The organism is Arthrobacter sp. N1, from assembly GCF_048288285.1.
Taxonomy (GTDB): domain Bacteria; phylum Actinomycetota; class Actinomycetes; order Actinomycetales; family Micrococcaceae; genus Arthrobacter_D.
Window position 1 is genome coordinate 1,228,674 of the sequence record NZ_CP102608.1, and the last position, 24,177, is coordinate 1,252,850.

At 71.1% G+C, this 24,177-nt stretch carries 24 protein-coding genes; 19 read left to right on the top strand and 5 right to left on the bottom strand.

Features of this window, described 5'->3' with window-relative positions; all coding sequences use genetic code 11:
• The first annotated feature begins 24 nt into the window (after positions 1-24).
• Genes priA through NVV32_RS05585 form a run of 3 tightly spaced genes read left to right on the top strand, consistent with a single transcriptional unit; the run spans position 25 to position 3,035 of the window.
• Positions 25-783 carry a bifunctional 1-(5-phosphoribosyl)-5-((5-phosphoribosylamino)methylideneamino)imidazole-4-carboxamide isomerase/phosphoribosylanthranilate isomerase PriA gene (gene priA / locus NVV32_RS05575; protein ID WP_055772462.1) on the top strand — a complete coding sequence of 253 codons (759 nt, stop codon included), beginning with the start codon at positions 25-27 and terminating at the stop codon, positions 781-783.
• Positions 780-1,706 carry an SseB family protein gene (locus NVV32_RS05580; protein WP_422391645.1) on the top strand — a complete coding sequence of 309 codons (927 nt, stop codon included), beginning with the start codon at positions 780-782 and terminating at the stop codon, positions 1,704-1,706. Before priA ends, NVV32_RS05580 begins: the two co-directional genes overlap by 4 nt.
• 27 nt (positions 1,707-1,733) lie before the next feature.
• Positions 1,734-3,035: an MFS transporter gene (locus NVV32_RS05585; protein WP_422391646.1), complete on the top strand. Its 1,302-nt coding sequence runs from the start codon at positions 1,734-1,736 to the stop codon at positions 3,033-3,035.
• A gap of 124 nt (positions 3,036-3,159) precedes the next feature.
• Here the strand turns inward: NVV32_RS05585 and NVV32_RS05590 are convergent, their stop codons facing one another.
• A complete protein-coding gene (locus NVV32_RS05590) occupies positions 3,160-3,660 on the bottom strand; it encodes a DUF1844 domain-containing protein (RefSeq protein WP_321166902.1) in 501 nt (166 codons plus the stop codon).
• Positions 3,661-4,000: 340 nt separating this feature from the next.
• Between NVV32_RS05590 and infC the strand changes: the two genes are divergently transcribed.
• The 4 genes from infC (at position 4,001) to NVV32_RS05610 (ending at position 6,911) form a co-directional block, all read left to right on the top strand.
• On the top strand, positions 4,001-5,125 hold the full coding sequence (gene infC, locus NVV32_RS05595; RefSeq protein ID WP_422391647.1) for a translation initiation factor IF-3: 1,125 nt from the start codon (positions 4,001-4,003) through the stop codon (positions 5,123-5,125).
• 106 nt (positions 5,126-5,231) lie between these two features.
• On the top strand, positions 5,232-5,426 hold the full coding sequence (gene rpmI / locus NVV32_RS05600) for a 50S ribosomal protein L35 (RefSeq protein WP_055772451.1): 195 nt from the start codon (positions 5,232-5,234) through the stop codon (positions 5,424-5,426).
• A gap of 89 nt (positions 5,427-5,515) precedes the next feature.
• Entirely contained in the window at positions 5,516-5,905 is a 390-nt protein-coding gene (gene rplT / locus NVV32_RS05605; RefSeq protein WP_055772447.1) for a 50S ribosomal protein L20, read from the top strand.
• Positions 5,906-5,948: 43 nt separating this feature from the next.
• Entirely contained in the window at positions 5,949-6,911 is a 963-nt protein-coding gene (locus tag NVV32_RS05610; protein WP_422391648.1) for a TrmH family RNA methyltransferase, read from the top strand.
• Positions 6,912-7,012: 101 nt separating this feature from the next.
• Here NVV32_RS05610 and NVV32_RS05615 read toward each other — a convergent pair whose 3' ends face one another.
• Positions 7,013-8,311: an MFS transporter gene (locus NVV32_RS05615; protein ID WP_422391649.1), complete on the bottom strand. Its 1,299-nt coding sequence runs from the start codon at positions 8,309-8,311 to the stop codon at positions 7,013-7,015.
• A 331-nt stretch (positions 8,312-8,642) separates the two neighbouring features.
• Between NVV32_RS05615 and NVV32_RS05620 the strand changes: the two genes are divergently transcribed.
• The 4 genes from NVV32_RS05620 to NVV32_RS05635 all read left to right on the top strand — a co-directional run bounded on the left by NVV32_RS05620 (position 8,643) and on the right by NVV32_RS05635 (position 11,290).
• Positions 8,643-9,803, top strand: coding sequence for a glutamate--cysteine ligase (locus NVV32_RS05620; RefSeq protein WP_422391650.1), 1,161 nt, complete (start codon positions 8,643-8,645; stop codon positions 9,801-9,803).
• Between the two features lie 125 nt (positions 9,804-9,928).
• Positions 9,929-10,177 carry a hypothetical protein gene (locus NVV32_RS05625; RefSeq protein ID WP_422391651.1) on the top strand — a complete coding sequence of 83 codons (249 nt, stop codon included), beginning with the start codon at positions 9,929-9,931 and terminating at the stop codon, positions 10,175-10,177.
• A 22-nt stretch (positions 10,178-10,199) separates the two neighbouring features.
• Positions 10,200-10,655 carry an NUDIX domain-containing protein gene (locus tag NVV32_RS05630; RefSeq protein ID WP_422391652.1) on the top strand — a complete coding sequence of 152 codons (456 nt, stop codon included), beginning with the start codon at positions 10,200-10,202 and terminating at the stop codon, positions 10,653-10,655.
• Between the two features lie 65 nt (positions 10,656-10,720).
• The gene (locus tag NVV32_RS05635) at positions 10,721-11,290 is read left to right on the top strand and encodes a DapH/DapD/GlmU-related protein (protein WP_055772438.1); all 570 of its coding nucleotides are present in this window, start codon (positions 10,721-10,723) and stop codon (positions 11,288-11,290) included.
• Between the two features lie 12 nt (positions 11,291-11,302).
• On the opposite strand, the gene NVV32_RS05640 is transcribed toward NVV32_RS05635, so the two are convergent.
• Positions 11,303-12,391 (bottom strand): Rv2578c family radical SAM protein, encoded by a 1,089-nt coding sequence (locus NVV32_RS05640; RefSeq protein ID WP_422391653.1) that lies wholly within the window; start codon positions 12,389-12,391, stop codon positions 11,303-11,305.
• A gap of 61 nt (positions 12,392-12,452) precedes the next feature.
• Here NVV32_RS05640 and pcp point away from each other — a divergent pair, with 61 nt between their 5' ends.
• Entirely contained in the window at positions 12,453-13,091 is a 639-nt protein-coding gene (gene pcp, locus NVV32_RS05645) for a pyroglutamyl-peptidase I (protein ID WP_422391654.1), read from the top strand.
• 96 nt (positions 13,092-13,187) lie between these two features.
• Here the strand turns inward: pcp and NVV32_RS05650 are convergent, their stop codons facing one another.
• On the bottom strand, positions 13,188-13,667 hold the full coding sequence (locus NVV32_RS05650; RefSeq protein ID WP_422391655.1) for an eCIS core domain-containing protein: 480 nt from the start codon (positions 13,665-13,667) through the stop codon (positions 13,188-13,190).
• A gap of 216 nt (positions 13,668-13,883) precedes the next feature.
• On the opposite strand from NVV32_RS05650, the gene pheS reads away from it, so the two are divergent.
• Together pheS and pheT are read left to right on the top strand one after the other, a co-directional pair.
• Positions 13,884-14,966, top strand: a complete 1,083-nt coding sequence (gene pheS / locus NVV32_RS05655) for a phenylalanine--tRNA ligase subunit alpha (RefSeq protein WP_422391656.1) — start codon at positions 13,884-13,886, stop codon at positions 14,964-14,966.
• Positions 14,967-17,510, top strand: a complete 2,544-nt coding sequence (pheT, locus tag NVV32_RS05660) for a phenylalanine--tRNA ligase subunit beta (RefSeq protein ID WP_422391657.1) — start codon at positions 14,967-14,969, stop codon at positions 17,508-17,510.
• Positions 17,511-17,594: 84 nt separating this feature from the next.
• On the opposite strand, the gene NVV32_RS05665 is transcribed toward pheT, so the two are convergent.
• Complete coding sequence (locus NVV32_RS05665; RefSeq protein ID WP_422391658.1) at positions 17,595-18,560, bottom strand: quinone oxidoreductase family protein; 966 nt, start codon at positions 18,558-18,560, stop codon at positions 17,595-17,597.
• Between the two features lie 106 nt (positions 18,561-18,666).
• Between NVV32_RS05665 and argC the strand changes: the two genes are divergently transcribed.
• Genes argC through argF form a run of 5 tightly spaced genes read left to right on the top strand, consistent with a single transcriptional unit; the run spans position 18,667 to position 24,176 of the window.
• Positions 18,667-19,698, top strand: coding sequence for an N-acetyl-gamma-glutamyl-phosphate reductase (gene argC, locus NVV32_RS05670; protein ID WP_422391659.1), 1,032 nt, complete (start codon positions 18,667-18,669; stop codon positions 19,696-19,698).
• On the top strand, positions 19,695-20,864 hold the full coding sequence (gene argJ, locus NVV32_RS05675) for a bifunctional glutamate N-acetyltransferase/amino-acid acetyltransferase ArgJ (RefSeq protein WP_422391660.1): 1,170 nt from the start codon (positions 19,695-19,697) through the stop codon (positions 20,862-20,864). Before argC ends, argJ begins: the two co-directional genes overlap by 4 nt.
• Before the next feature lie 11 nt (positions 20,865-20,875).
• Positions 20,876-21,829 carry an acetylglutamate kinase gene (gene argB / locus NVV32_RS05680; protein WP_422391661.1) on the top strand — a complete coding sequence of 318 codons (954 nt, stop codon included), beginning with the start codon at positions 20,876-20,878 and terminating at the stop codon, positions 21,827-21,829.
• Positions 21,826-23,232 carry an acetylornithine transaminase gene (locus NVV32_RS05685; RefSeq protein ID WP_422391662.1) on the top strand — a complete coding sequence of 469 codons (1,407 nt, stop codon included), beginning with the start codon at positions 21,826-21,828 and terminating at the stop codon, positions 23,230-23,232. Before argB ends, NVV32_RS05685 begins: the two co-directional genes overlap by 4 nt.
• The gene (argF, locus tag NVV32_RS05690; RefSeq protein WP_422391663.1) at positions 23,229-24,176 is read left to right on the top strand and encodes an ornithine carbamoyltransferase; all 948 of its coding nucleotides are present in this window, start codon (positions 23,229-23,231) and stop codon (positions 24,174-24,176) included. The genes NVV32_RS05685 and argF overlap by 4 nt, the downstream gene beginning before the upstream one ends.
• Position 24,177 lies beyond the last annotated feature (1 nt).

A 24,177-nucleotide genomic window follows, 5' to 3' on the forward strand; every position in this document is an offset into this window, starting at 1 on the left:
CCGACGAAAGCAGACACCGCACCCATGAGCCCCTTCACCGAATCACCCACGCTCGAACTCCTTCCGGCCGTCGACGTCGCCGACGGCCAGGCCGTGCGCCTCGTGCAGGGCGAAGCCGGTAGCGAGACCAGCTACGGCGATCCGCTCGACGCCGCCCTCGCCTGGCAGGAGGCGGGCGCCGAGTGGGTGCACCTGGTCGACCTGGACGCTGCTTTCGGGCGCGGTTCGAACAAGGACCTCCTCGAACGCGTGGTCCGCAACCTCGACATCAAGGTGGAGCTCTCGGGCGGTATCCGGGACGACGTCTCGCTGGATGCCGCGCTGGAACTGGGCGCGACGCGCGTCAATCTGGGCACCGCAGCGCTCGAGAATCCCGAGTGGACCCAACTCGCCATCGCGCGGTACGGCGACGCCGTCGCCGTGGGCCTCGATGTCCGCGGCACCACGCTCGCGGCCCGCGGCTGGACCGAGGAGGGTGGTGACCTGTGGGAGGTGCTGCAGCGGCTCGAGGATGCCGGCTGTGCCCGCTACGTGGTCACCGACGTGACGAAGGACGGAACCCTGCGCGGACCGAATCTCGAACTCCTCCAGCAGGTCCTCGCCCGGACCACGCGACCCGTCGTCGCCTCCGGTGGCATCTCGAGCCTCGATGACATCGCCGCACTGCGGGACCTCGTGCCGCACGGCCTGGAGGGCGCGATCGTCGGGAAGGCGCTCTACGCCGGTGCCTTCACGCTCCCGCAGGCCCTCGACGTGGCGGGAATGCCCGGCGCGGACGCGTGACGGCCAGGCGCCTCCCCGCACATATCGCCGCGGCCCTCGCCGGCCGTCAGCACGGCGCCGAGGGCGGGAACACCGCGGACTCCGCGGGCCGTCCATGGGCCGGACGGGACCTGTCCGGCCCTGACAACCCACTCCACGCGTTCGACGACGACGACGGGTCCGCCGATCCAGGTCTGGCCGCGGCCGTGGCCGGCCTGCTCGGGGGTCCGGCGGCGACGGACGGGCCGGTGGACCAGCCGGGTCCGGGTGAGCGCCGGGTCCTCGCAGCACTCGCCACGGCGCGCGTCTTCATCCCGATCGTCGCGCAGCTCACCGTCGCGGGGGAAGCCGATGGTGCGGCCGGTGCTGCGGGACCACAGGGCGCTCTGCACTCCGACAAGGAGGCCGACATGGCGCTCGTGACGCTCACGGCGCCCGACGGCCGGAAGGCGCTGCCGGTCTTCTCCTCCACCGGGGCCCTCGAGCGCTGGCATCCGGAGGCACGGCCCGTCGCGGCCTATGCCTCCAGGGCCGCCCTCGCGGCGGCCGCCGACGGCGCCGAACTCCTGGTGCTCGATCCCGGCGCCGCACTGACCGTCGTCGTCCGCCGCCCAGCGGTGTGGGCGCTGGCGCAGCAGGTCGCCTGGACGCCGTCCTACGAGGACCCTGCACTGGTGACGCTCGTGGAGACCGCCGCCGCCGGGCAGGAGGAGATCCTGTCGGTGGCTCTCCGGCCCGCCGCAGGCGTCCTCAGCCGGGCTGCCGACGGTAGCATTGCCTCCGGAGGCGGGCCCGGCCCCGAACTCCGGATGGACGTGCGGCTACGACCGGGACTGCCCGCCGAGGGCGTCCGCGAGGCCGTCACCGCCCTCAGGTCCACCCTTCTGGGTCTCCCGGATTTCGTGGAACGGGTCGACTCGCTCGACATCAAACTCATGGGCTGACGGGAGCGTCGGCCAGGAAGACGACTTGTGAACTTCGCCGTATACCGGGACCTGCTGCGCATCCGCTCCGTCCGTACCCTGCTGATCGTCGGCATGGTCGCCCGGTTCCCGCACTCCGCGGCCGGTGTGCTGCTGACCCTCCACGTGGTGCAGACCCTCGATCGAGGCTATGCGGAAGCCGGCGCTGTCGCCGCCGTCGTCACCATCGGGATCGCCGTCGGAGCGCCCTGGCGCGGACGCCGTATCGACAGTGCGGGTCTGCGCCGCGCGCTGATCCCCTCAGTCGTCGCCGAGGCGGTCATCTGGTCCGTCGCGCCGCACCTGCCCTATCCCTGGCTCCTAGTCGCCGCGCTCGTCGGCGGGCTGTTCACGCTTCCGGCGTTCTCCGTGATCCGGCAGGCGCTGGGCGTGCTGGTCGAGGGGGACCGGCGCCGGACCGCCTTCACGCTCGACGCGATCTCGACGGAGGTCGTCTTCATGGCGGGACCGGCCGTCGGCGTCGTCCTCGCGACGCAGGTCTCGACGGTCCTCGGGCTGACGCTGATCGGGATCGCCACCGCGTCCGCCGGCCTGTTCCTCATGTGGTTCAATCCGCCGACGCGGTCCGAGCAGCTGCCGGACGCCGCCACGGTGCCCGCTGCCGCGCCGTCCGGCGTCGGAGAGGCTGCAGCCGATCTCATCGGCACCCGGGACACCGGAGCGTCGCCGGGAGCCAGAGCCTCGCTCCTCCGCAGGGGCGTGCGCCGCGCGCTGCCCTGGCTGACCTTCCCGCTCCTGATCGTCATGGTGGTCGCAGCAGGTGCCGGGCTCGTGCTCTCGGGGACCGAGGTGGGGATCGTGGCCGCGCTCGAGCTGTCCGGCGACGAAGGCGAACTCGGCCTCGTATTCGTCGCGTGGTGTGCCGCCTCCGTGATGGGCGGACTCCTCTACGGAGCGCTCCACCGACCCGTACCGCCATCCCTCCTCCTGCTCGGCATGGCGCTCCTGACCCTGCCCCTGGCCTTCGCGGACTCGACCCTGGAACTCGCGCTCCTCTCCATCCCCGCCGGCCTGCTGTGTGCGCCGGTCCTGTCGGCTGCATCGGAGAAGGTCGCGGACCTCGTCGCCGAGGACCGGAGGGGGGAGGCGATGGGGTGGTACGGGTCCGCACTGACGTCGGGCGTCGCGCTCGGAGCTCCCGTCGCCGGTCTGCTGATCGACGCCACGGGCCCCTGGGGCGGATTCATCGCCGTCGGCATCGTGTCCTCGCTGATCGGCGTCGTCGGGTTCTCGGTCAGCGACCTGGCCCGCCGTCCGGCCACGGCGGAGTCGGCGCACGCCGGCCGGTAGGACCCGGGCGGCTGGACGCACGGATCGAGCAGCGGCCCGGGTATCCGCCGGACACGACGAGGGCCCGCACCGACCGAACGGTGCGGGCCCTCGTCGTGCCAGGTCTCGCGGGCGGCGCGATGCGTCAGTTGACCGGACCGGTGTACTTCTCGCCCGGGCCCTGCCCCGGCGGATCGGGGATGATCGACGCCTCGCGGAAGGCGAGCTGGAGGGATCGCAGACCGTCACGCAACGGTCCGGCGTGCTGGGAACCGATCTCCGGCGCGGCAGCGGTGACGAATCCGGCGAGAGCGGTGATGAGCTTGCGGGCCTCGTCGAGATCCTTGAGCTGCTCCGCGTTCTCCTCGTGCCCGAGACCGCATTTCACCGCCGCCGCGCTCATGAGGTGCACGGCCGACGTGACGATGACCTCCACGGCCGCCACCTCGGAGATGTCGCGCATCTGGCGCCGGACGTCCTGCTCGGCATCGCCCGGACCGTCCGCGGGACCACGGTCGTGCCCGTCACCGTGACCGTCCGTGCCGCCGTCCAGGGGATGCTGGTTCTCCTCCGTGAAGCTACGCCGGGTGGGGGCCGCGGCGTCGGTATCGGGGGAGTGCGGCGGATTGTCGTGTGGCGTGTTCATACTGGTAAGCTTGGCATAGACCAACCGGTCATCGTTACTCGCTGTGCTCCGTAAGGAGCGCGCTGAAGCTGGCCGGTCTGCAAGCGGAGTCCTCTCCCACCCGCGTTTGCCTGGTGCAGCCTTCGGCAGCATTGCAGGTAGCCGGGTCCCCTGGTCGGTCCTGATGATGGACGTGCAGGAAGCTCACGCTTCCTCCGGTCATCCGGTACCGGTTTCCGAGGCCTTCGATTGCGCATGCAATGGGAGGCCTTCTTCCGTCTGCAGGCGGTTTCGGTTAGAGCACCTACAGGAGTCACACATTAGCGAGCCGAGAATCAATGATCGTATCCGCGTCCCCGAGGTGCGGTTGGTTGGACCTGCCGGCGAACAGGTAGGAATCGTCCGTATCGAGGACGCACTCCGACTTGCCGCCGAGTCCGACCTGGATCTGGTCGAGGTAGCACCGCAGGCAAAGCCTCCGGTGGCCAAGCTCATGGATTTTGGTAAGTACAAGTACGAAGCGGCCGTCAAGGCCCGCGAGGCGCGGAAGAACCAGACCAATACGGTCCTCAAGGAGATCCGGTTCCGCCTGAAGATCGATACGCACGACTACGAGACCAAGCGTGGCCACGCCATCCGCTTCCTCGGAGCCGGCGACAAGGTCAAGGCCATGATCCAGTTCCGCGGACGTGAGCAGCAGCGGCCCGAGATGGGTATCCGCCTGCTCCAGAAGTTCGCGGAGGACGTGGCGGAGGTCGGCGTGGTCGAGTCGTCACCGCGGATCGACGGACGCAACATGGTCATGGTCATCGGCCCGACGAAGAACAAGGCCGAAGCGAAGGCCGAAGCCCGTCGCGCCACGCAGCGCGCCGAGGCGAAGGCCGCCAACGAGGCTGCGAAGTCCGGTGTCGATACCGGCCGCGTCGACACCTCGGGTAGCGACAACGCACCGTTCACGCAGTCGCTCGCCGATCTCCTGCCGGAGGGGTACACCGTCAACACGGAGCCCGAGGCTCCCGCCGCCCCGGTTGTCGAGGTGGTGCCGGAGACGGCGTCGACGACTGCCGATGCTCCTGCGGTCGAAGCGACGGGACGTGAGGAGCCGACGACGGAAGCGCCGAAGGCTGCTGCACCGAAGGCCGCTCCTGCGCGCTCGACGTCGGCACCGCGGTCTGCGCCGGCCCGTACCTCGACCGAGCGCCCCGCATCGTCGCGCCCTGCCTCATCCGCGTCGCGGCCGGCATCCTCCGCACCGCGGACCGCATCCACGACGCCGCGGCCGGCGTCTGCAGCTCCCGCCGCCCCGAGGCCTGCCACGGCTCCGGCGCCGTCGCCTGCGGCGGCACCCAAGCCGGCGGCGGCTGCAAAGCCGTCCGCCATGCCCAAGCCGGGTGCGCCGAAGCCTTCGGCGACCCCCAAGCCTGCCGGCCGGACGGCTCCTCCCAAGAGCCCGACCAGCCGTCCCAAGCCCGGAAGCACGGACTAAGGGCCCCGGCCCCCGTTCCCCCGGGTACGTTCGACAACCAGCAGGCACCCTCGGGTGCCGACCTCCGGGTGCATCCGCCCCGGCTACGAGAAGGAGATCGGTTCCCATGCCGAAGATGAAGACCCACAGCGGAGCCAAGAAGCGCTTCAAGCTGACCGGTAGCGGAAAGCTGAAGCGCCAGCAGGCGAACCGCCGTCACTACCTCGAGCACAAGTCCTCGACCCTGACGCGTCGACTCGCGAGCGACCAGATCGTCTCGAAGGCCGACACCAAGGTCATCAAGAAGATGCTGGGCATCTAACCACCAATCCACCCCCTCGGGAAAGCACGGGCACCCCAGGTGCCGCGCTGCGGCTGCGGCCGTGACCGAAGAAGCAAAGGAGTACACACGTGGCACGTGTGAAGCGGGCAGTCAATGCCCACAAGAAGCGTCGCGTCATCCTCGAACGCGCCAAGGGCTACCGTGGACAGCGCTCGCGCCTGTACCGCAAGGCCAAGGAGCAGCTGCTCCACTCGTTCGTCTACAGCTACGGCGACCGCCGCAAGCGCAAGGGTGACTTCCGTCGCCTGTGGATCCAGCGCATCAACGCTGCGTCCCGCGCCAACGGCCTGACCTACAACCGCCTGATCCAGGGCCTCAAGGCCGCCGAGATCCAGGTCGACCGCCGTATGCTCGCCGATCTCGCGGTCACCGACGGAGCCGCGTTCGCCGCGCTCGTCCAGATCGCCAAGAACGCCCTGCCGGCCGACACGTCGGCTCCGCTGAAGGCCTCGGCCTAGGCACATCGGCTGCCGCGGGCCAGGCCCGCGCACCCGGTCCACGATGACTGTGAACGGACGCCCCCAGGCGCCACTGATGATCAACACCCACGCTGATCGGGTGAAGGAGGTGGCACGTCTGGCCGGGCGTCCGTCGCGGTTAAAGCGGCGGGAGTTCCTCGCCGAGGGGCCACAGGCCGTCCGTGAGGCCCTCCGGCTGCACCAGCAGCGGAACGACGACGGCGCCTCCGGGGTGGTGGTCGACGTCTATGCGACCGCCGACGCGCTCGAGCGGCATCCTGACGTCGCTGCACTCCTGGCCTCCGACGACACGCCGACGGTGCGGCTGGTCAGCCCCGACGTGCTGGCGGCGATGTCCTCGACCGTGACACCCCAGGGTTTCATCGCGGTCTGCCGCTTCGTCGACAGTTCCCTCGACGACGTCCTGGCGGCGCGCCCGCGCCTCGTCGCCGTGCTGGTCGAGGTACGGGATCCCGGGAACGCCGGCACGATCATCCGCGCAGCAGACTCCGCAGGGGCCGATGCCGTCATCCTCACCGGCGCGAGCGTCGATCCCTACAACCCGAAGACGGTCCGCTCCACGGTCGGATCCCTCTTCCACCTCCCGCTGGTGATCGGCGCAGAGCTCGACGGGCTGGCCGAGCGACTGCGCGCCGCCGGACTGGCCGTCCTCGCCGCCGACGGATACGGGAGCACGAGCCTCGACGATCTGCAGGACGCCAGTGCCGCCAGGCGTGGGCCCGCGCGTACCGCGCGGCCGGACGTCGACCCAGGGGCAAGCATGTCGACGGCCGGGCCCGACGCGATCCCGACGAAGGGGCCCGAGGTGCGCCTTGAGCAGCCCGCGGCCTGGCTGTTCGGCAACGAGGCGCAGGGTCTGGCCCAGGAGGTCTCCGCTGCCGCCGACGCCCGTGTCGCCGTCCCCATCTACGGTCGGGCCGAGAGCCTCAATGTCGGCACGGCTGCGACGGTGTGCCTCTACGCCTCGGCGCGCGCACAACGCTGAGGGTGACCGGGGCCGGCGGGATGGACGCCGGACTCCCACCCGCGCGTCCACCATGCCGGCCGGAGGGATGCCCACGGCAGCGACTCGGGCCGCCCCACTCGTCAGGGGACGCGGACGCCCTCCGCGCTCGACACCGCACCGGGTGTCCCGGCTGTCGCTGGTGCCTCGGACCGCCCGTTCGATCCACCGTCAGGCGCCGGAGTGTCCCGTCGATCGATGCGGCCGCTCAGGAGGGCGACGCCGAGGCCGAGGACCGCCAGGCCGGCGCCGACGAGGGCCGGTGAGGTGAAACCCCAGCCGGCCGTGATGACGGCTCCGCCGACCGCTGCGCCGAGGGCATTGGCCGTATTCAGCGCCGAGTGGTTCATCGATGAGGCGAGCGAGGGAGCCCCGGGTGAGACATCGAGGAGCCGTGCCTGCAGCGGCGGGATGAGCGTCGAGCCACTCGTCCCCACGAGGAAGACGAAGAGGCAGGCGGACCAGGGGGCGGTGGCGGCCATGGGGAACAGCAGGAGGACGATCGTGATACTCGCCATGACGCCGTAGATGCTGCCCATGATGGACCGATCGGCGAGCCGGCCGCCCAGGATATTGCCGGCGACCATCCCCAGGCCGTACAACGCGACGACGAGCGGCAGGAGCGCGGACTCCAGTCCTGCCACCTCGGTCATGATCGGCGAGATGTACGAGTAGACGGCGAAGAAGCCGCCGAAGCCGACGATCCCGATGAGCAGGGTCATCCACAGTTGCGGACGGCGGAGCGCGCCCAGCTCGGTGCGGATACTCGCGCCCGGCCGGACGGGGATGTCGGGTACGAAGGCGCGGATGGAGACCAGCGTCGCGATGCCGATGAGGCCCACGAGCAGGAACATGGTGCGCCACCCGAACTGTTGTCCGAGCCACGTCGCGAACGGTACGCCGACGACATTCGCGATGCTGAGTCCCAGCATCACCATGGCGATCGCACGGCCCCGTTTCGCCGGATCGGCCAGTGTCGCGGCGATGACGGCCGCGACGCCGAAGTACGCGCCGTGCGGCAGGCCGGACAGGAAGCGTGACGCGAGCATCCAGCCGAAGCCGGAGGCGAAGTAGGACGAGAGGTTGGCGAGCGTGATGACCAGCATCAGGGCCAGTGCCACGGTGCGCTGCGGCTTCTTCGCCCCGATGGTCGCGAGCACCGGCGCACCGATCACGACACCGAGCGCGTAGGCCGAGATGACGTGCCCTCCCTGGGCGTAGTCGACGCCGAGATCCGCGCGCATCTGCTCGAGGAGTCCCATGATGGTGAACTCGGTGGTACCGATGGCGAAGCCGCCCACCGCCAGCGCCGCGATGGCGAGATTCAACCGGCGGCCTGACAAGCGTTGGGAGGGTGGTCCTTGGGCGGGGGTGTCAGTCATGGGTGTCCTAGCGGCGGGAGTCTGTCGGGAGCGGTCGGCCCGGTCGCCGGATGCCCGGGACGGGATGACCGCCGGGCGGAACGGCGACAGGTGACGTCGTCGTTCCCCCTCAAGCCTAGGCGAGGGCTCCGAGGTCGGGAAATGCAAGGGAAACGTGCGTCACGACGGGTTTGCCGCCCGGACATCAGCAGACTTACGATCGCTGACGGAATCGTGGGTGAGCAGAGGCCCTGACACGTCTTCCTGCTCAGGAGTTCGACATGCAGATACCCGCAGAGGTCCTCGCGCGACGCGCCCGGACGCAATCCGCTTCACCTTCGGGTATGAAGCCATGAGGACCTTCGGCGTCGAGGAAGAGTTTCTTCTCGTCGACGCGGTGACGGGAGAGCCGAGGCCTGTCGGCCGGCAGGTCGTCGAGCAGAGCTTCGACGATCGGCTGACGTGCGAGGTCACGCAGGAGCGGCTCGAGACAGCCACCCGACCGCACCGGGATGTCAACGACCTCGCCCTCGACCTCGCGAGGTGCCGCACGCTCGCCGACGAGACGGCCCTCCGGGTGGGTGCACGGGCTGCCGCCCTCGCGGTGTCCCCGCAGCCGGTCCTCCCGCTCGCCCCTCCCGCCAGCAGGCACGACGGGACACACGAGCGCTTCGCCCTGACTGCCGGCGACCAGGTGACCTGCGGGTGCCACGTCCATGTGGCTGTCGAGGACGACGACGAAGGTGTAACGGTCCTCGACCGCATCCGCCCGTGGCTGCCGGTCCTCCTGGCACTGTCGACCAACTCGCCGTACTGGGACGGAGCGGACACGGGGTACGCCAGCTACCGGTCCCAGGCCCGGCGGCGTTGGCCCATGGCGGGTCCATGCGATCTCTTCGGAACCGCGGAGCGGTACCACGCAACGGTCGAGGGCCTCCTCGAGGCCGCTGTACCCGTGGATCTCGGGCAGATCCCCTTCGACGCCCGCCTGAACCACCAGGACCTTACGGTCGAGGTGCGCGTGAGCGACGTGTGCCTGTACTCCGACGACGCCGTCCTGATCGCGCTCCTGACCCGGGGACTCGTCGAGACCGCCGCACGCGAGTGGCACGCCGGCGTGCCGCCGCTCGAGATACCCACCGCGACCGTCAGGGTGGCTTCGTGGCGGGCGGGCCGCTTCGGCATGGACGGACGGCTCCTGCATCCGGTGACGGCCACTCCGCAGGATGCAGGCGACGTCGCGCTCGCCCTCCTGCAGCGCCTGCGCCCTGTCCTCAGGGACCAGGGAGACGCCGAGATCGCCGAGTCCCTGCTGCGCCAGCTCCTCGCCCGCGGAACCGGAGCGCGCCGCCAGCGTGCAGCACTGTCGAGGAGGGGCGATCTCCGGGACGTCGTCTCCGAGGTGGTCCGCGTGACCAACCTCCCCCGCGGCGGCATCACGGATCAGCATGAGGCCGCCGCTCGTCCTGCGTCACGCTCATTCGCCGGTCTCCTGGGTCGGGGCAGGCCATGACGGACCCTGCATGCTGGAACGTGCGGGATGGGCCGCTCCCGAGACCGATCGGCGCCGCTCGTCAAGCCCCGCGGTGCCGTCGACCTCAGCTGGCCGATCCCGCGCCCTGATGATGTGATCGGGGGATGAGCTGGACACCGCACCCCTCCCAATTACCCCACAGCGAGCACCTTCGCGAGGACATCAACCTGCCTGCAGAGCCCGCGTCCGAGAGCGCTGCAGACTTCTCCGACGAGTCCTACACCTCGATGGAACTCAACGCCGGCCAGCAGGTGCCCGGACTAGGCCCACATGGTGAATACCGGCGCGGGGACGACCCCGAACGCCGGACGGCGCCGACGGGCGACGGCCTGGCCTCGCCCGAGGAGAGCTGAGCGCACTCGATAGACTTCCCGGGTGACGCAACCAGCAACGGATCCGCTCCGTCAGATCGTGGGAGCCGCCGTCGTGGACTCCCTCGTGCAGCCGACCCGACTCCTCGTGGCCCGGCGGACGGCGCCGCCCGAATTCGCCGGGATGTGGGAGTTCCCGGGCGGCAAGGTGGAGCCGGGGGAGACCTGCGAGGCGGCGCTCCTGCGGGAGCTCGAGGAGGAACTGGGCGTCCGCGCCGTCCTGGGCTCCGAGATCGAGGGGCCGGGTCAGCAGGGGTGGCAGCTCAATCCCGCGGCTGCGATGCGCGTCTGGCTTGCCGAGGTCGCGGACGGCGAGCCTGCGCCCCTCCAGGACCACGACGAGGTGCGGTGGGTCCTCCTGGACCCCTCCCACGAGCTGGAAGCACTGCAGTGGATCCCGGCAGACCGTCCGATCCTCGCCGCGTTGCGAGCCCAGGCGGCTGCACGCCGGACGTCCTGAGCCTGCTGCCGGACGTCGACGGTTCGATCCGACGCCGGAGACCCTGACCTGCCGAAGGAGAGAACATGGAACTCGATGACCTACTCGCCGCACTGGATGCCGGGGAGACCATCACCGGCGACTCGCCTCTGCACGAGGTGATGCACGCCGTGAGCCAGGACGCCCTGCGGATCACGGGCGAACTCAACAACGGGTACAAGGACCCGGCGCGCGTCCGGGTGCTGCTGTCCGAGCTGACCGGCAGGCCGGTCGACGAGACCGTGACGGTGTTCCCGCCGTTCTACTCGGAGTTCGGCCGGAACATCACCCTGGGGCGACGCATCTTCATCAACGCCGGATGCAAGCTGCAGGACCAGGGCGGGGTGGTCATCGGGGACGACTGCCTGATCGGGCACAACGTGGTGATGGCAACCCTCAACCACGACCTCGACCCCGGCAGGCGCGCCGACATGATCCCCGCCCCGATCGTCATCGGCCGGAACGTCTGGGTCGGCTCGAACGCGATCATCCTTCCCGGGGTCACCATCGGGGACAACGCGGTCGTCGCAGCGGCTGCCGTCGTGACGAAGGACGTGCCGGAGAACGCCGTCGTCGTCGGTTCTCCGGCACGAGTGGTGCGCTCGGTGACCGGCTGACCCGACCACTGGTCAGAAGAGCGCCGCCTGAACCGGAGCGGGCGTCCGTGCGTCGGACGGTGCTTGCCTGCCGGGAGCGCCGGGAGCGCCGGGAGTGGCTGGTGCGGGGGACCCGGTCGGCGTCAGGTTCCGGAAGAACCCGGCGCCCGCTGTAAGGCCATGCTTCCGCCTGAAGACGCGGATCCGTCCCGACAGCCAGTCGCGGTACTCCTTCGACGCATAGCTCCCGCTGCTGTACAGGCCCTCGTACCGTGACACGAGGCGGGGGTGATGCGCTGAGAGCCACTGCATGAACCACTCCCGCGACCCGGGTCTCAAGTAGAGGGGGCCCGCGCTGACCCCGGTCGCACCGGCGGCGGCGAGCGCCCCGAACAGCTGGTCGAGGGACTCGTCGCCGTCGGTGAGCCACGGCAGGATCGGCATGGCCATCACCCCGCAGGGCAGTCCGGCGTCGCGCAGCCGCGAGATCAGCGCAAGACGCGCCTTCGGAGCGGGGGTGCCCGGCTCGATCGACTCCGCGAGGACCGGGTCCATCAGCGCGAGCGAGATACCCACACCGATGGACACCGCGTGCGACGCCGCCGCGAGGAGGGGGATGTCCCGGGCCAGGAGCGTGCCCTTGGTGAGGATGGAGAACGGGGTCCCCGACTCGGCGAGGGCGGAGATGATCCCGGGCATCAGACGGTACCGGCCCTCCGCGCGCTGGTACGGATCCGTGTTCGTCCCGAGGGCCACATGGTCGCGGTTCCACGAGGGCCTGGCGAGTTCGCGGGCCAGCACCTCCGCGGCGTTGATCTTCACGACGAGCTGCGCGTCGAAATCGAGCCCGGTGTCCAGGTTCAGGTAGCTGTGGGTCTTCCGCGCGAAGCAGTAGACACAGGCGTGGGAGCACCCACGGAAGGGATTGATCGTCCACGAGAAGGGCATCGAGGATGTCGGCGGCACCTTGTTGAGCACCGACTTGGCGGCGACCTCGTGGAAGGTGATCCCCGCGAAGTCCGGGGTCCTCACCGTGCGGACGAGACCCGCGAGCGGCAGGAGGCTCGGTTCCGCAACGGTGCTGCCGTCCTGCTCCGTGACTCTCTGGCCTTCCCACCGCATGGAAGTATTAGAACATGCGTTCTAATAATCTGTCATCCGACGGCTGACCTAGGCTTGTCGAATGATCCTCCTCACCGGCTTCGAACCCTTCGGGGGAGAAGCGACCAACCCGTCCTGGCTCGCCGCCCGGCGTGCGACGTCCCTGCTGCGCGAGCAGGGTCTGGACGCGACCGCCGTCGAGGTGCCGTGCGTCTTCGGCCGCAGCGTCGATGCGTTGGCGGAGGCGATGGACCGCCACCGGCCGGACATCGTCCTCTGCGTGGGGCAGGCCGGAGGCCGCGAGCGCGTCTCCATCGAGCGTGTCGCCATCAATGTCGACGACGCACGCATCCCGGACAACGCGGGCCGTCAGCCCGTCGATGAGGCGGTGGAGCCGGGCGGTCCTGCCGCCTACTTCTCCACCCTGCCGATCAAGGCGTGCCGCGAGGCGGTGGCCTCGCTCGGCGTCCCGGTGGAGGTCTCGCAGACCGCCGGGACCTACGTCTGCAACCACATCTTCTACGGGCTCATGCACCGCCTCGCAGGAAGCAGTGGGATGAGGGGCGGCTTCGTCCACGTCCCGTACTCGACGGAGCAGGGCGAGGCGAACGGCGCCCCGGGACTCCCGGTCGAGGACATGGCGGCTGCGCTCGTGGCCATCGCGACGACGACGGCGGGGACATCGACGGACCTGCGGGTCTCCGCCGGCGCGGAGCACTAGGCCCGGGCGCGACGACGACGGCGGAAACAGAGGGACAGGGAGAGGACACAGGGACCGGCGGAGCAGGACACGCCGCGGACCGCTGCCGGGCAGGGCTCAGGACGCCGGGTCCTGTTTCCGGCGCACGCGCCTGGTGTCCAGCGCGGCCCGGACCGTGGCCGTGACGGGACGGAGCGGTTGTTCGCGGTAGCCGCCGTCGGCCAGTCCGGCCCCGCGTTCGAACGGGTTCCGCGACGCCGGATCGCCCGTCCGCAGGAGCGAGTACCCGGCGGCCGCCAGATAGGCGGGAAGGAACGGCAGGCCGAGACAGGCGGCGTACTGGCGACAGTGGCGCGCCTCGTGCTCGAGGAGCCGCCGGAAGCCCGCCGGCGCGTCCTGGGGGACCCGCCCGCGCAGCAGCACGACACTACCCACGGTGAACGCACGGGCCCTCGGCAGGCGCCTCCGGTAGCCCTCGGCGAGGAGGATGCCATGGGGACCGCGGGTGATCCTGCAGCCCGACAGGACGGCGACGGCCAGGCCGCACGGGGTGGACAGGTTCACCCAATTGAGGACGGGCACGAGGCTCCGGTGCATGCCGACATCGTACTGCGGCCGGAGAACCGGTCACCGACGACGTCCGACGAGCAGGCCTGGGCCCGGGCGTGATGCGGTTGCGGGCCCGCCGAGCCGGTCGCCTAGACTTGACCCGCCGGTGCGCCCACGCTGCGAGCCGGCGTTTTCCTGTCCACGGCGTGGCCGGCCGAGCAGGCCGCCCGCCGCACGTCGCGAGAGTGCAAGGTAGCAATCGATATGTCCGACACCCCAGAGCAGGCCGGGCCCGCCGGCCCCGATGCGCAGGTCCCCGATCCGCTGGACGCCGCGTCGGTCGCCGCCGCCGTGGATGCCGCGCTCGCTGACATCGCTGCGGCAGGAGACCTTGACGGACTCAAGGCGGCACGGATCGCCCACACGGGGGAGAAGTCGCCCCTGAGCCTCGCCAACCGCGGCATCGGCGCGCTGCCGAAGGAGCAGAAGTCGGCGGCGGGCAAGAACATCGGCCCAGCGCGGGGGCGCATCAACCAGGCACTGGCCGCACGCACCACCGAGCTCGAGGCCGAACGGGACGCCCGCATCCTCGTCGAGGAGGCCGTCGACGTGACGGCCGCGCCCCGCCGCCGTCGTACCGGTGCACGGCATCCGCTCTCCACCCTGCAGGAGCGCGTCAGCGACGTGTTCGTCGGGATGGGCTGGGAGATCGCGGAGGGGCCCGAGCTGGAGTCGGAGTGGTTCAACTTCGACGCCCTGAACTTCAAGCCGGACCACCCCGCCCGCGAGATGCAGGACACCTTCTTCGTGGAGCCACCCGAAGCGCACCTCGTGCTGCGTACGCACACCTCACCGGTGCAGGTGCGGTCCATGCTCGAGCGCGAGCTGCCCATCTACGTGCTCTGCCCGGGCAAGGTGTTCCGCACCGACGAGCTCGACGCGACGCACACGCCGGTCTTCCACCAGTTCGAGGGCCTCGCGATCGACAAGGGCCTCACCATGGCGGACCTCGTCGGCACGCTCGAGCACTTCACGCAGCAGCTGTTCGGCGACGACGCCAGGGTGCGCCTGCGGCCGAACTTCTTCCCCTTCACCGAACCCAGCGCCGAACTCGACATCTGGCACCCGGGGGCCAAGGGCGGGCCGCGCTGGATCGAGTGGGGCGGCTGCGGCATGGTCAACCCCAACGTGCTCAGGGCCACCGGGATCGACCCGGACGTGTACTCCGGTTTCGCCTTCGGGATGGGGATCGAGCGGGCACTCATGTTCCGCAACGAGGTCGTCGACATGCGCGACATGATCGAGGGCGATGTACGTTTCAGCGAACACTTCGGGATGGAGATCTAAGTGAGAGTCCCACTCTCCTGGCTGCGCGAGTACGCAGCCGTACCTGCGGACGCCACCGCGGAAGACGTCATGGCGGAGCTCGTGAAGGTCGGGCTCGAGGAGGAGGACGTCCACCGTCCCACCGACGAGCTGACCGGACCGATCGTCGTCGGGCAGGTCCTCAGCCTGGTCAAGGAACCCCAGTCCAACGGGAAGACCATCAACTGGTGCCAGGTGCGCGTGGTGCCCGAGGGTGCCGGGCAGGCGCTGTCCGGCGACGGGATCGACCCCTCCGGCGTGCAGGGCATCGTCTGCGGCGCCCACAACTTCGTCGAGGGTGACAAGGTGGTGGTCACGCTGCCCGGCGCGGTGCTGCCGGGCGACTTCCGCATCAGCCCCCGCAAGACCTACGGGCACGTGTCCGCCGGCATGATCGCCTCGGTGCGCGAGCTCGGGATCGGCGATGACCACGACGGCATCCTCGTGCTCTCGATGCTGGGCCTCGATCCCGAGGTCGGCACCGACGCCATGGAGCTGCTCGGACTGTACGACGAGGCCGCCGAGATCAACGTGACCCCGGACCGCGGGTACTGCTTCTCCATCCGCGGTGTGGCCCGCGAGTACGCCCACGCCACGGGAACGGCCTTCACCGACCCGGCGGCCGCCGTCGTCGTGCCGCCGGGCACTGGCGGGGGCTACCCGGTGCGGCTCGAGGACGGTGCGCCCGTCTACGGTGTCCCCGGCTGCGACCGCTTCGTGGCCCGGACGGTCCGCGGCGTCGACCCCACCCGGCCCACCCCGCCCTGGCTGTCGGCGCGCCTGCGCCTCGCGGGGATCCGCTCCATCTCGCTCGTGGTCGACATCTCCAACTACGTGATGCTCGAACTCGGCCAGCCGCTGCACTTCTACGACCTCGACGCGCTCTCGGGCGAGATCGTGGTCCGGCGCGCCACCGCCGGCGAGACGCTCCGTACCCTCGACGACAAGGTGCGCACGCTCGACGCCGCGGACCTCCTCATCACGGACGCCTCCGGCCCCATCGGGATCGCGGGCGTCATGGGCGGGGCCGCGACCGAGGTCACCGACGGCACGCGCAACGTCCTGATCGAGTCCGCGCACTTCGACGCCGTCAGCATCGGCCGCTCGCGCCGCCGCCACAAGCTCCCCTCCGAGGCGTCCAAGCGCTTCGAGCGCGGCGTGGACTGGCACGTGGCGGACATCGCCGCGCAGCGCGCCGTCGAGCTCCTCCTCGACCTCGCGGGCGGAACGGTCGACGACGCCGTGACCGATGCCGGCCAGGCACCGGAGCCGCGGGTCATCGAGTTGGCCGCCGACTTCCCGGCGCGCCTGATCGGCCGTCCCTTCGATGACGGCGAGATCACCGGCACGCTCACCGACCTCGGCGCGGCGGTCGAGCGCACCGACGGAGGCTACCGCGTGACGGCCCCGAGCTGGCGCTCCGACCTCGAGACACGGGAGGACCTCACGGAGGAGATCATCCGCCTCCTCGGGTACGACACCATCCCGTCGAGCCTGCCCGTGGCACCGCCCGGCCGCGGCCTGACCCGCGGCCAGCAGCAGCGTCGCCGGCTCCTGAACGCCCTCGCGGCGGCGGGCCTCACGGAGGTGCTGTCCTACCCGTTCGTCAGCGCCCGGTCCAACACCGTGTTCGGGGCACCGGAGGAGGGCATGGCCGCGCCGTCGGTGAAGCTCGCCAACCCGCTGAGTGCCGAACTCGGGTTCCTCCGCCGGTCGATCCTGCCGGGCCTCGCCGAACTCGCCCGGCGGAACCACTCCCGCGGTTTCCGGGACCTCGCCCTCTTCGAGGCGGGGGCGGTGTTCCTGCCCGGCGATCCGCTCGGCACGGATTCGATCCCGCCGCTGGGCATCAAGCCCGACGACGCCGTCCTCGACGCGCTGTACGCCGGGATCCCGGACCAGCCGCAGACCGTGGCGGGCCTGTTCACCGGACACGAGGCGGCGCCGTCGGCCGGGGTGGCCCCCCGCGCCTGGGACTGGGCCGATGCCGTCGACGCGGTGCACCTCATGGCGCAGGTCACCGGGGTCGACGTCGTGGTCCGGCAGGGCAGCCACCAGGCGTTCCACCCCGGCCGTACCGCGGAGTTCGCGCTGCGCAGCGGGGAACTGCTGGGGTACGCGGGCGAACTGCACCCGAAGCTCATCGCTGCGGAGGACCTCCCGGCGCGGACCGTCGCCTTCGAGATCGACGTGGACCTGCTGTTCGACGCCGCGGCCGACGTGATCGTGGCCCGGCCGCTGTCCACCTACCCTGCGGCGACCCAGGACGTGGCGCTCGTCGTCGATGCCGCCGTGGTCGCAGGGGACGTGCTCGAGGCCCTGCGCGAGGGCGCGGGCGAACTCCTCGAGGACGTCAGCCTGTTCGACGTCTATACGGGCCCGGGCATCGGCGAGGGGAGCAAGTCACTGGCGTTCGCGCTGCGCTTCCGTGCTCCCGACCGGACCCTGACCGCCGAGGAGGCGAGCGCCGCGCGGGACAGCGCCGTCGCCGGCGCGGCCGAGCGCTTCGGAGCCGTACAGCGCTGACCTCCGGGAGACTCCCTTGCCACGACGGAAGGCCCGCCCACGCTCGCGCGGGCGGGCCTTCCGTCGTCCGGACACGCAGTCCGGTCAGGGGACCAGCAGCACTTTCCCCGTGGTCCTGCGGCCCTGCAGGTCCTCGTGGGCGCGTGCGGCCTCCGCGAGGGGGTAGCGGGCGCCGATGCGCACCTCGAGATGGCCGGCGACGACGGCACCGAAGAGCTCCTCGGAGCGCCAGCGCCGCTCCTCCGGGGTGAGCAGGTGGTGGACCAGCGTGGGGCGGGTGACGAACAGGGAACCCCCGCTGTTGAGGCGCTGCAGGTCCAGTGGAGGGACCGGGCCGGATGCCGCCCCGTAGAGCACCAGCGTCCCGCGGATCCTCAGCGCGCGCAGGGACGCGTCGAAGGTGTCCTTGCCGACGCCGTCGTAGACGACGTCCACGCCCGTACCGTCGGTCAGGGCCCTCGCAGCATCCGCGAAGCCGTCGTAGCGCAGCACCTCGTCGGCGCCGGCGCTGCGGGCCAGCTCCTCCTTCTCGGCCGTGGACACGGTGGCGATGACCCGGGCGCCCTTGGCCTTGATGAGCTGCGTGATCAGGAGACCCACGCCACCGGCGCCGGCGTGGACCAGCACGGTGTGCTCGGGCCGCACCTCGAACGTGGAGTTGATGAGGTAGTGGGCGGTCATTCCCTGCAGCGGCAGTGCCGCGGCCGTCTCGAGGTCCACGCCCTCCGGCACGGGCAGGGCGCGGTCGGCGTCGACGAGGGCGTACTCGGCGTAGGTGCCCGCTCCCTCGGCGAAGGCGACGCGGTCACCCACCCCGAAGCCCGCGGTGTCCGCCCCGAGCGCCTCGACGGTGCCCGCTGCCTCGGCTCCCGGGGTGAAGGGATGCTCGACGGGGTAGGCGCCGCTGCGCTGGTAGGTCTCGATGAAGTTCACCCCGGCGGCGGCGACCTTCACGAGGAGCTGGCCGGGACCCGGTTCCGGGCGGTCCGCGGGAGCGAGGGCGAGGACCTCGGGTCCGCCTGCCTGCCGGACGACGATGGCTGAGGGCATGATGCTGATCCTTTCGGTGGCGTCTGCCCATGCTATTCCCGCAGGCCGCACCGAAGGACTGCATAACTATGTGTAGCTCTGCATATCCTTGCTGTAGGGTTGGGGTATGACGTTCACCGCAGCGGTATCCGGCGCCAGTGGCTACGCCGGGGGAGAGCTCCTGCGCCTCCTCGCGAACCACCCCGACATCGAGGTCGGAGCCATCACCGCGCACAGCAGTGCCGGGTCCGCCCTCGGTGCGCTCCAGCCCCACCTGCACTCGCTGGCCGGTCGCATCCTGCAGGACACGACCCCCGAGGTCCTCGCCGGGCACGACGTCGTCTTCCTCGCCCTGCCGCACGGAGCCAGTGCGGAGATCGCCGCGCAGCTCCCGCCGGACACGCTCGTCATCGACGCCGGGGCGGACCACCGCCTGCAGGATCCCGCCGCCTGGGCGAAGTTCTACGGTTCCGCGCATGCGGGCACCTGGCCGTACGGGCTGCCCGAGTTGCCCGGACACCGGGCCGCCCTCGAGGGTGCGCGCCGCATCGCCGTTCCCGGCTGCTATCCCACGAGCGTGCTCCTCGCCCTCACCCCCGGCTTCGCCGCGGGCCTCCTCGAGCCCGACGACGTCGTCGTCGTCTCGGCATCGGGCACGTCGGGTGCGGGCAAGGCCGCGAAGCCCCACCTGATCGGCTCCGAGGTGATGGGCGGCATGAGCCCCTACGGGGTCGGGGGAGGCCACCGCCACACCCCCGAGATGGAGCAGGGCCTCAGCCTCGCCGCCGGCGAGCGCGTGTCGCTGTCCTTCACGCCGACCCTCGCGCCGATGGCCCGGGGCATCCTCACGACGGCGACCGCGAAGGTACGCCCCGGCGTCGGCTACGCCGAGCTGCGTGAGGCATGGGAGGCGGCCTACGCGGACGAGCCGTTCGTGCGCATCCTCCCGGAGGGGCAGTGGCCCGCCACGAAGTCGGTCCTCGGCTCGAACTTCGCGAACCTCCAGCTCGCGTTCGACGCGCACGCCGGCCGCGTGATCGTCAGCAGCGTCATCGACAACCTCACCAAGGGGACCGCCGGCGGAGCCGTGCAGTCCATGAACATCGCCCTCGGTCTCGACGAGACCCGGGGCCTGACCATCCAGGGGATCGCACCGTGAGTATCACCTACCCGGGCGGGTTCCGCGCCGCGGGCGTCGCCGCCGGCCTCAAGAGCACCGGAAAGCCCGACATCGCCCTCGTGGTCAACGACGGGCCGCTGCACACCGCGGCAGCGGTCTTCACCTCCAACCGCGTCGTGGCCGCTCCCGTCCTCTGGTCCCGCCAGGTGGTCTCCGACGGACGCGCCGACGCCGTCGTCCTCAATTCCGGCGGCGCCAACGCCTGCACGGGGCCGGAAGGCTTCCAGAACACGCACCGCACCGCCGAGGTGGCGGCCGAGCTCCTCGGCGTCTCGGCCACCGACGTCGTCGTGTGCTCCACCGGACTCATCGGCGAGCACCTGCCCATGGAGAAGCTCCTGGCCGGTGTCGCCGACGCCGCCGGATCACTCGGCCGGGGAGGCGGACCCTCCGCCGCCGAGGCGATCATGACCACGGACACGGTGTCCAAGGAAGCCCGCTACCCGGCGACCGCCGACTCCGCCAGCGAGGGCTACGCCATCGGCGGGATGGCCAAGGGGGCAGGAATGCTCGCGCCCGGCCTCGCCACGATGCTCGTCGTCCTGACCACGGACGCCGCGCTCGAGCCCACCGCGCTGGACGCGGCGCTCCGCGAGGCGACGCGTGTCAGCTTCGACCGCACCGACGCCGACGGCTGCATGTCGACGAACGACACCGTGGTGCTCCTCGCCTCGGGCGCAGCCGGGATCGCGCCCGACCAGGCCCAGTTCACGGCGGCCCTGACCGATGTGTGCCTCGACCTCGCCGCGCAGCTCATCCACGACGCCGAGGGCGCGAGCCACACCATCGCCGTCACGACGGTCAACGCCGCGACCGAGCGGGACGCCGAGGTGGTCAGCCGCGCCGTGGCCCGCTCGAACCTCTTCAAGACCGCCATCTTCGGCAACGACCCGAACTGGGGCCGGGTCCTCGCCGCCGTCGGCACCACCGACGCCGTCTTCGAGCCGGACCAGCTCAACGTCTCCATGAACGGCGTCCAGATCTGCCGGAACGGCGGCATCGGCGACCCGCGCGACCTCGTGGACCTCAGCGGACGGGATGTCGCCGTCGAGATCGACCTCGCAGCGGGATCCGCCGGCGCCACCATCTGGACCAACGACCTCACGCACGAGTACGTGCACGAGAACTCGGCGTACTCGAGCTGATGGGAGGGACCATGACAGACGCACCCCCGACCGGACCCTCCGCGTCGACCCTGCGGGCGCAGGACAAGGCCGCCACGCTGATGGAGGCCCTGCCCTGGATCCAGCGGTTCGCCGGGACCACGATGGTGATCAAGTACGGCGGCAACGCCATGGTGGACGACGACATGCGCCGGGCCTTCGCCGAGGACATCGTCTTCCTGCAACACGTGGGCATCCGCCCGGTCGTCGTCCACGGCGGCGGACCGCAGATCAACGCGATGCTGCAGAAGCTGGGCATCGAATCCGAGTTCAAGGGCGGCCTCCGCGTCACGACGCCCGACGCCATGGACGTGGTCCGCATGGTCCTCACCGGACAGGTGGGCCGCGAGCTCGTGGGCCTGATCAACTCGCACGGCCCGTACGCCGTCGGTCTCTCCGGGGAGGACGGCGGGTTGCTCCGCGCCGTGCGCACCGGGACGGTGGTCGACGGCGAGCCCGTGGACCTCGGCCTGGTCGGCGAAGTCACCGCCGTCCACCCGGGAGCGATCCTCGACATCCTGCAGGCGGGCCGCATCCCGGTGATCTCCACGGTGGCGCCCGAGTACGACGTCGACGGCGAGCCGACGCAGCAGGTCCTCAACGTCAACGCCGATTCCGCCGCTGCCGCGCTCGCCGTGGCCCTCGGGGCGGCCAAGCTCGTGATCCTGACCGATGTGGAGGGGCTCTACGCCGACTGGCCCGACCGCGGTTCGCTCATCTCGTCGCTGTCGGCGGGCAGGCTGCGGGAGCTCCTGCCGTCGCTGGAGTCCGGCATGATCCCGAAGATGACCGCCTGCCTGCAGGCCGTCGAGGGCGGCGTGGAACGCGCGCACATCGTGGACGGCCGGCTCGCCCACTCGATGCTCCTGGAGACCTTCACCGCGGCGGGCATCGGCACCCAGGTGGTCCCCGACGAGACCCCAGCACCCACGGGAGGAACCCCATGACCGACCTCGGGACGACGACAAGCACCACGGGCACCCCGGGCACCACGGGCATCGAAGCCGCGCAGGGCACCGCGCACGGCCGGCACGCTGCCCCCGGTCCGGTCGATGCGGTCCCCGCGGAGGCGGGCCGGATCGACGCCGGGACGGCCGGTCACGCGGTCGGCGTCCTCACGGGCGGCAGTTCCGGCGCCGACTGGCTCGCCCGGTACAGCGGCTCCCTGATGGGTGTGTTCGGGACGCCGCAGCGCGTGCTCGTGCGTGGCTCGGGCTGCTACGTCTGGGACGCCGACGGGAGCCGGTACCTCGACCTGCTCGGCGGCATCGCCGTCAACGCCGTCGGTCACGCCCACCCGTTCGTCACGTCGGTGATCTCGAGCCAGCTGGCGACCCTCGGCCACATCTCGAACTTCTTCACCAGCCCCACGCAGGTGGCGCTCGCCGAGAAGCTCCTCGCGCTCGCCGACGCCCCCGAGGGGTCCCGCGTGTTCTTCACCAACTCCGGGGCGGAAGCGCTGGAGGCCGCCGTCAAGCTGGCCCGCCGGAACAGCACGCCGGAGCGGCGCCGCATCCTGGCGCTCGACGGCGCCTTCCACGGCCGCACCATGGGCGCCCTCGCGCTGACCTCGAAGAAGGCCTACCGCGAGCCGTTCGAGCCCCTGCCCGGCGGCGTCGAGCATCTTCCGTTCGACGACGTCGAGGCCCTCCGTGCGGCGATGGACCACACCGTGGCCGCCCTCGTCGTCGAACCGATCCAGGGTGAGGCCGGGGTCCGCCCGCTGTCCGCCGGATACCTCCGCGCGGCGCGTGAACTCACCCGCGAGCACGGCGCCCTGCTGATCCTCGACGAGGTCCAGTCCGGCATCGGCCGCACCGGCCGCTGGTTCGCGCACCAGGGGGTGGAGGGAGTGGTCCCCGACGCCATGACCCTCGCCAAGGGACTCGGTGGGGGCTTCCCCGTCGGCGCGCTCGTCACGTTCGGCGAGGCGGTCTCGACGCTCATCTCCGCGGGCCAGCACGGCACCACCTTCGGTGGCAACCCGGTGGCCACGGCAGCCGGGCTCGCGACGCTCCACGTCCTCGAGACCACGGGTGCCCTGCAGGACGCGGTGCACGTCGGAGCCCTCCTGCGGCGCGGGCTCGCCGCCACGCGGGGCGTCGTCGCGGTGCGCGGCGAGGGACTCCTCATCGGGTTCGACCTCGACGGCGACCATGCCCCGGCCGCCGTGCAGGCCGCCCTGCAGTCCGGGTTCATCATCAACGCGACCGGCCCGGCGACCATCCGGCTCGCGCCGCCCCTCATCCTCACCGAGGACCAGGCAGCGAGCTTCCTCGACGCGCTCCCCGGCATCCTCGACGCCGCCCGGCCGTCGACCGACAGCACATCCCAGGAGGCACCAGCATGACGCGCCATTTCCTCGTCGACACCGATCTCTCGCCGGCCGAGCAGGCGGAGGTCCTGGACCTCGCCGCCGAGCTGAAGGCGGACCCCTACGCGCACGCCCCCTTCGCGGGCCGCGGTGCGGGCCGGAAGACGGTCGCCGTCATCTTCGACAAGACGTCCACGCGTACCCGGGTGTCCTTCGCCTCCGGCATCGCCGACCTCGGCGGCGTCCCCCTCATCATCGGTGCGGGGGACTCCCAGCTCGGGCACAAGGAATCGATCACCGACACGGCGAAGGTCCTGGAACGGATGGTCGCGACCATCGTCTGGCGCACCTACGCGCAGTCCGGGCTCGAGGAGATGGCGGCCGCCTCCAGCGTCCCGGTCATCAACGCCCTGTCCGACGACTACCACCCGTGCCAGCTCCTCGCCGACCTGCTCACCATCCGCGAGCACAAGGGGAAGCTGACGGGGCTGACCATGACCTACCTCGGGGACGGCGCCAACAACATGGCGAACTCCTATCTCCTCGCCGGCGCCACGGCAGGGATGCACGTGCGCATCGCGGGGCCGGAGGGCTACCTTCCTGCGGCCGCTGTCGTCGCGGCCGCCGAGGAGCGGGCGCGTGAGACAGGCGGGTCCGTCCTCGTCACCACCGACGCCGCCGCCGCGCTCGCCGGGGCCGACGTCGTCGCGACCGACACCTGGGTGTCCATGGGCCAGGAGGACGAGAAGGCCGCCCGGCAGGAGCTGTTCCGGGCCTACGCCGTCGACGCCGCCGCGATGGCGCAGGCCGCGCCCGACGCCGTCGTGCTCCACTGCCTCCCCGCCTACCGCGGCTACGAGATCGCGGCGGACGTCATCGACGGCCCGCAGTCGCTCGTCTGGGACGAGGCGGAGAACCGGCTGCACGCGCAGAAGGCGCTCATGACCTGGCTCGTCGCCCGCTCGGCGGCCACACCGTGAC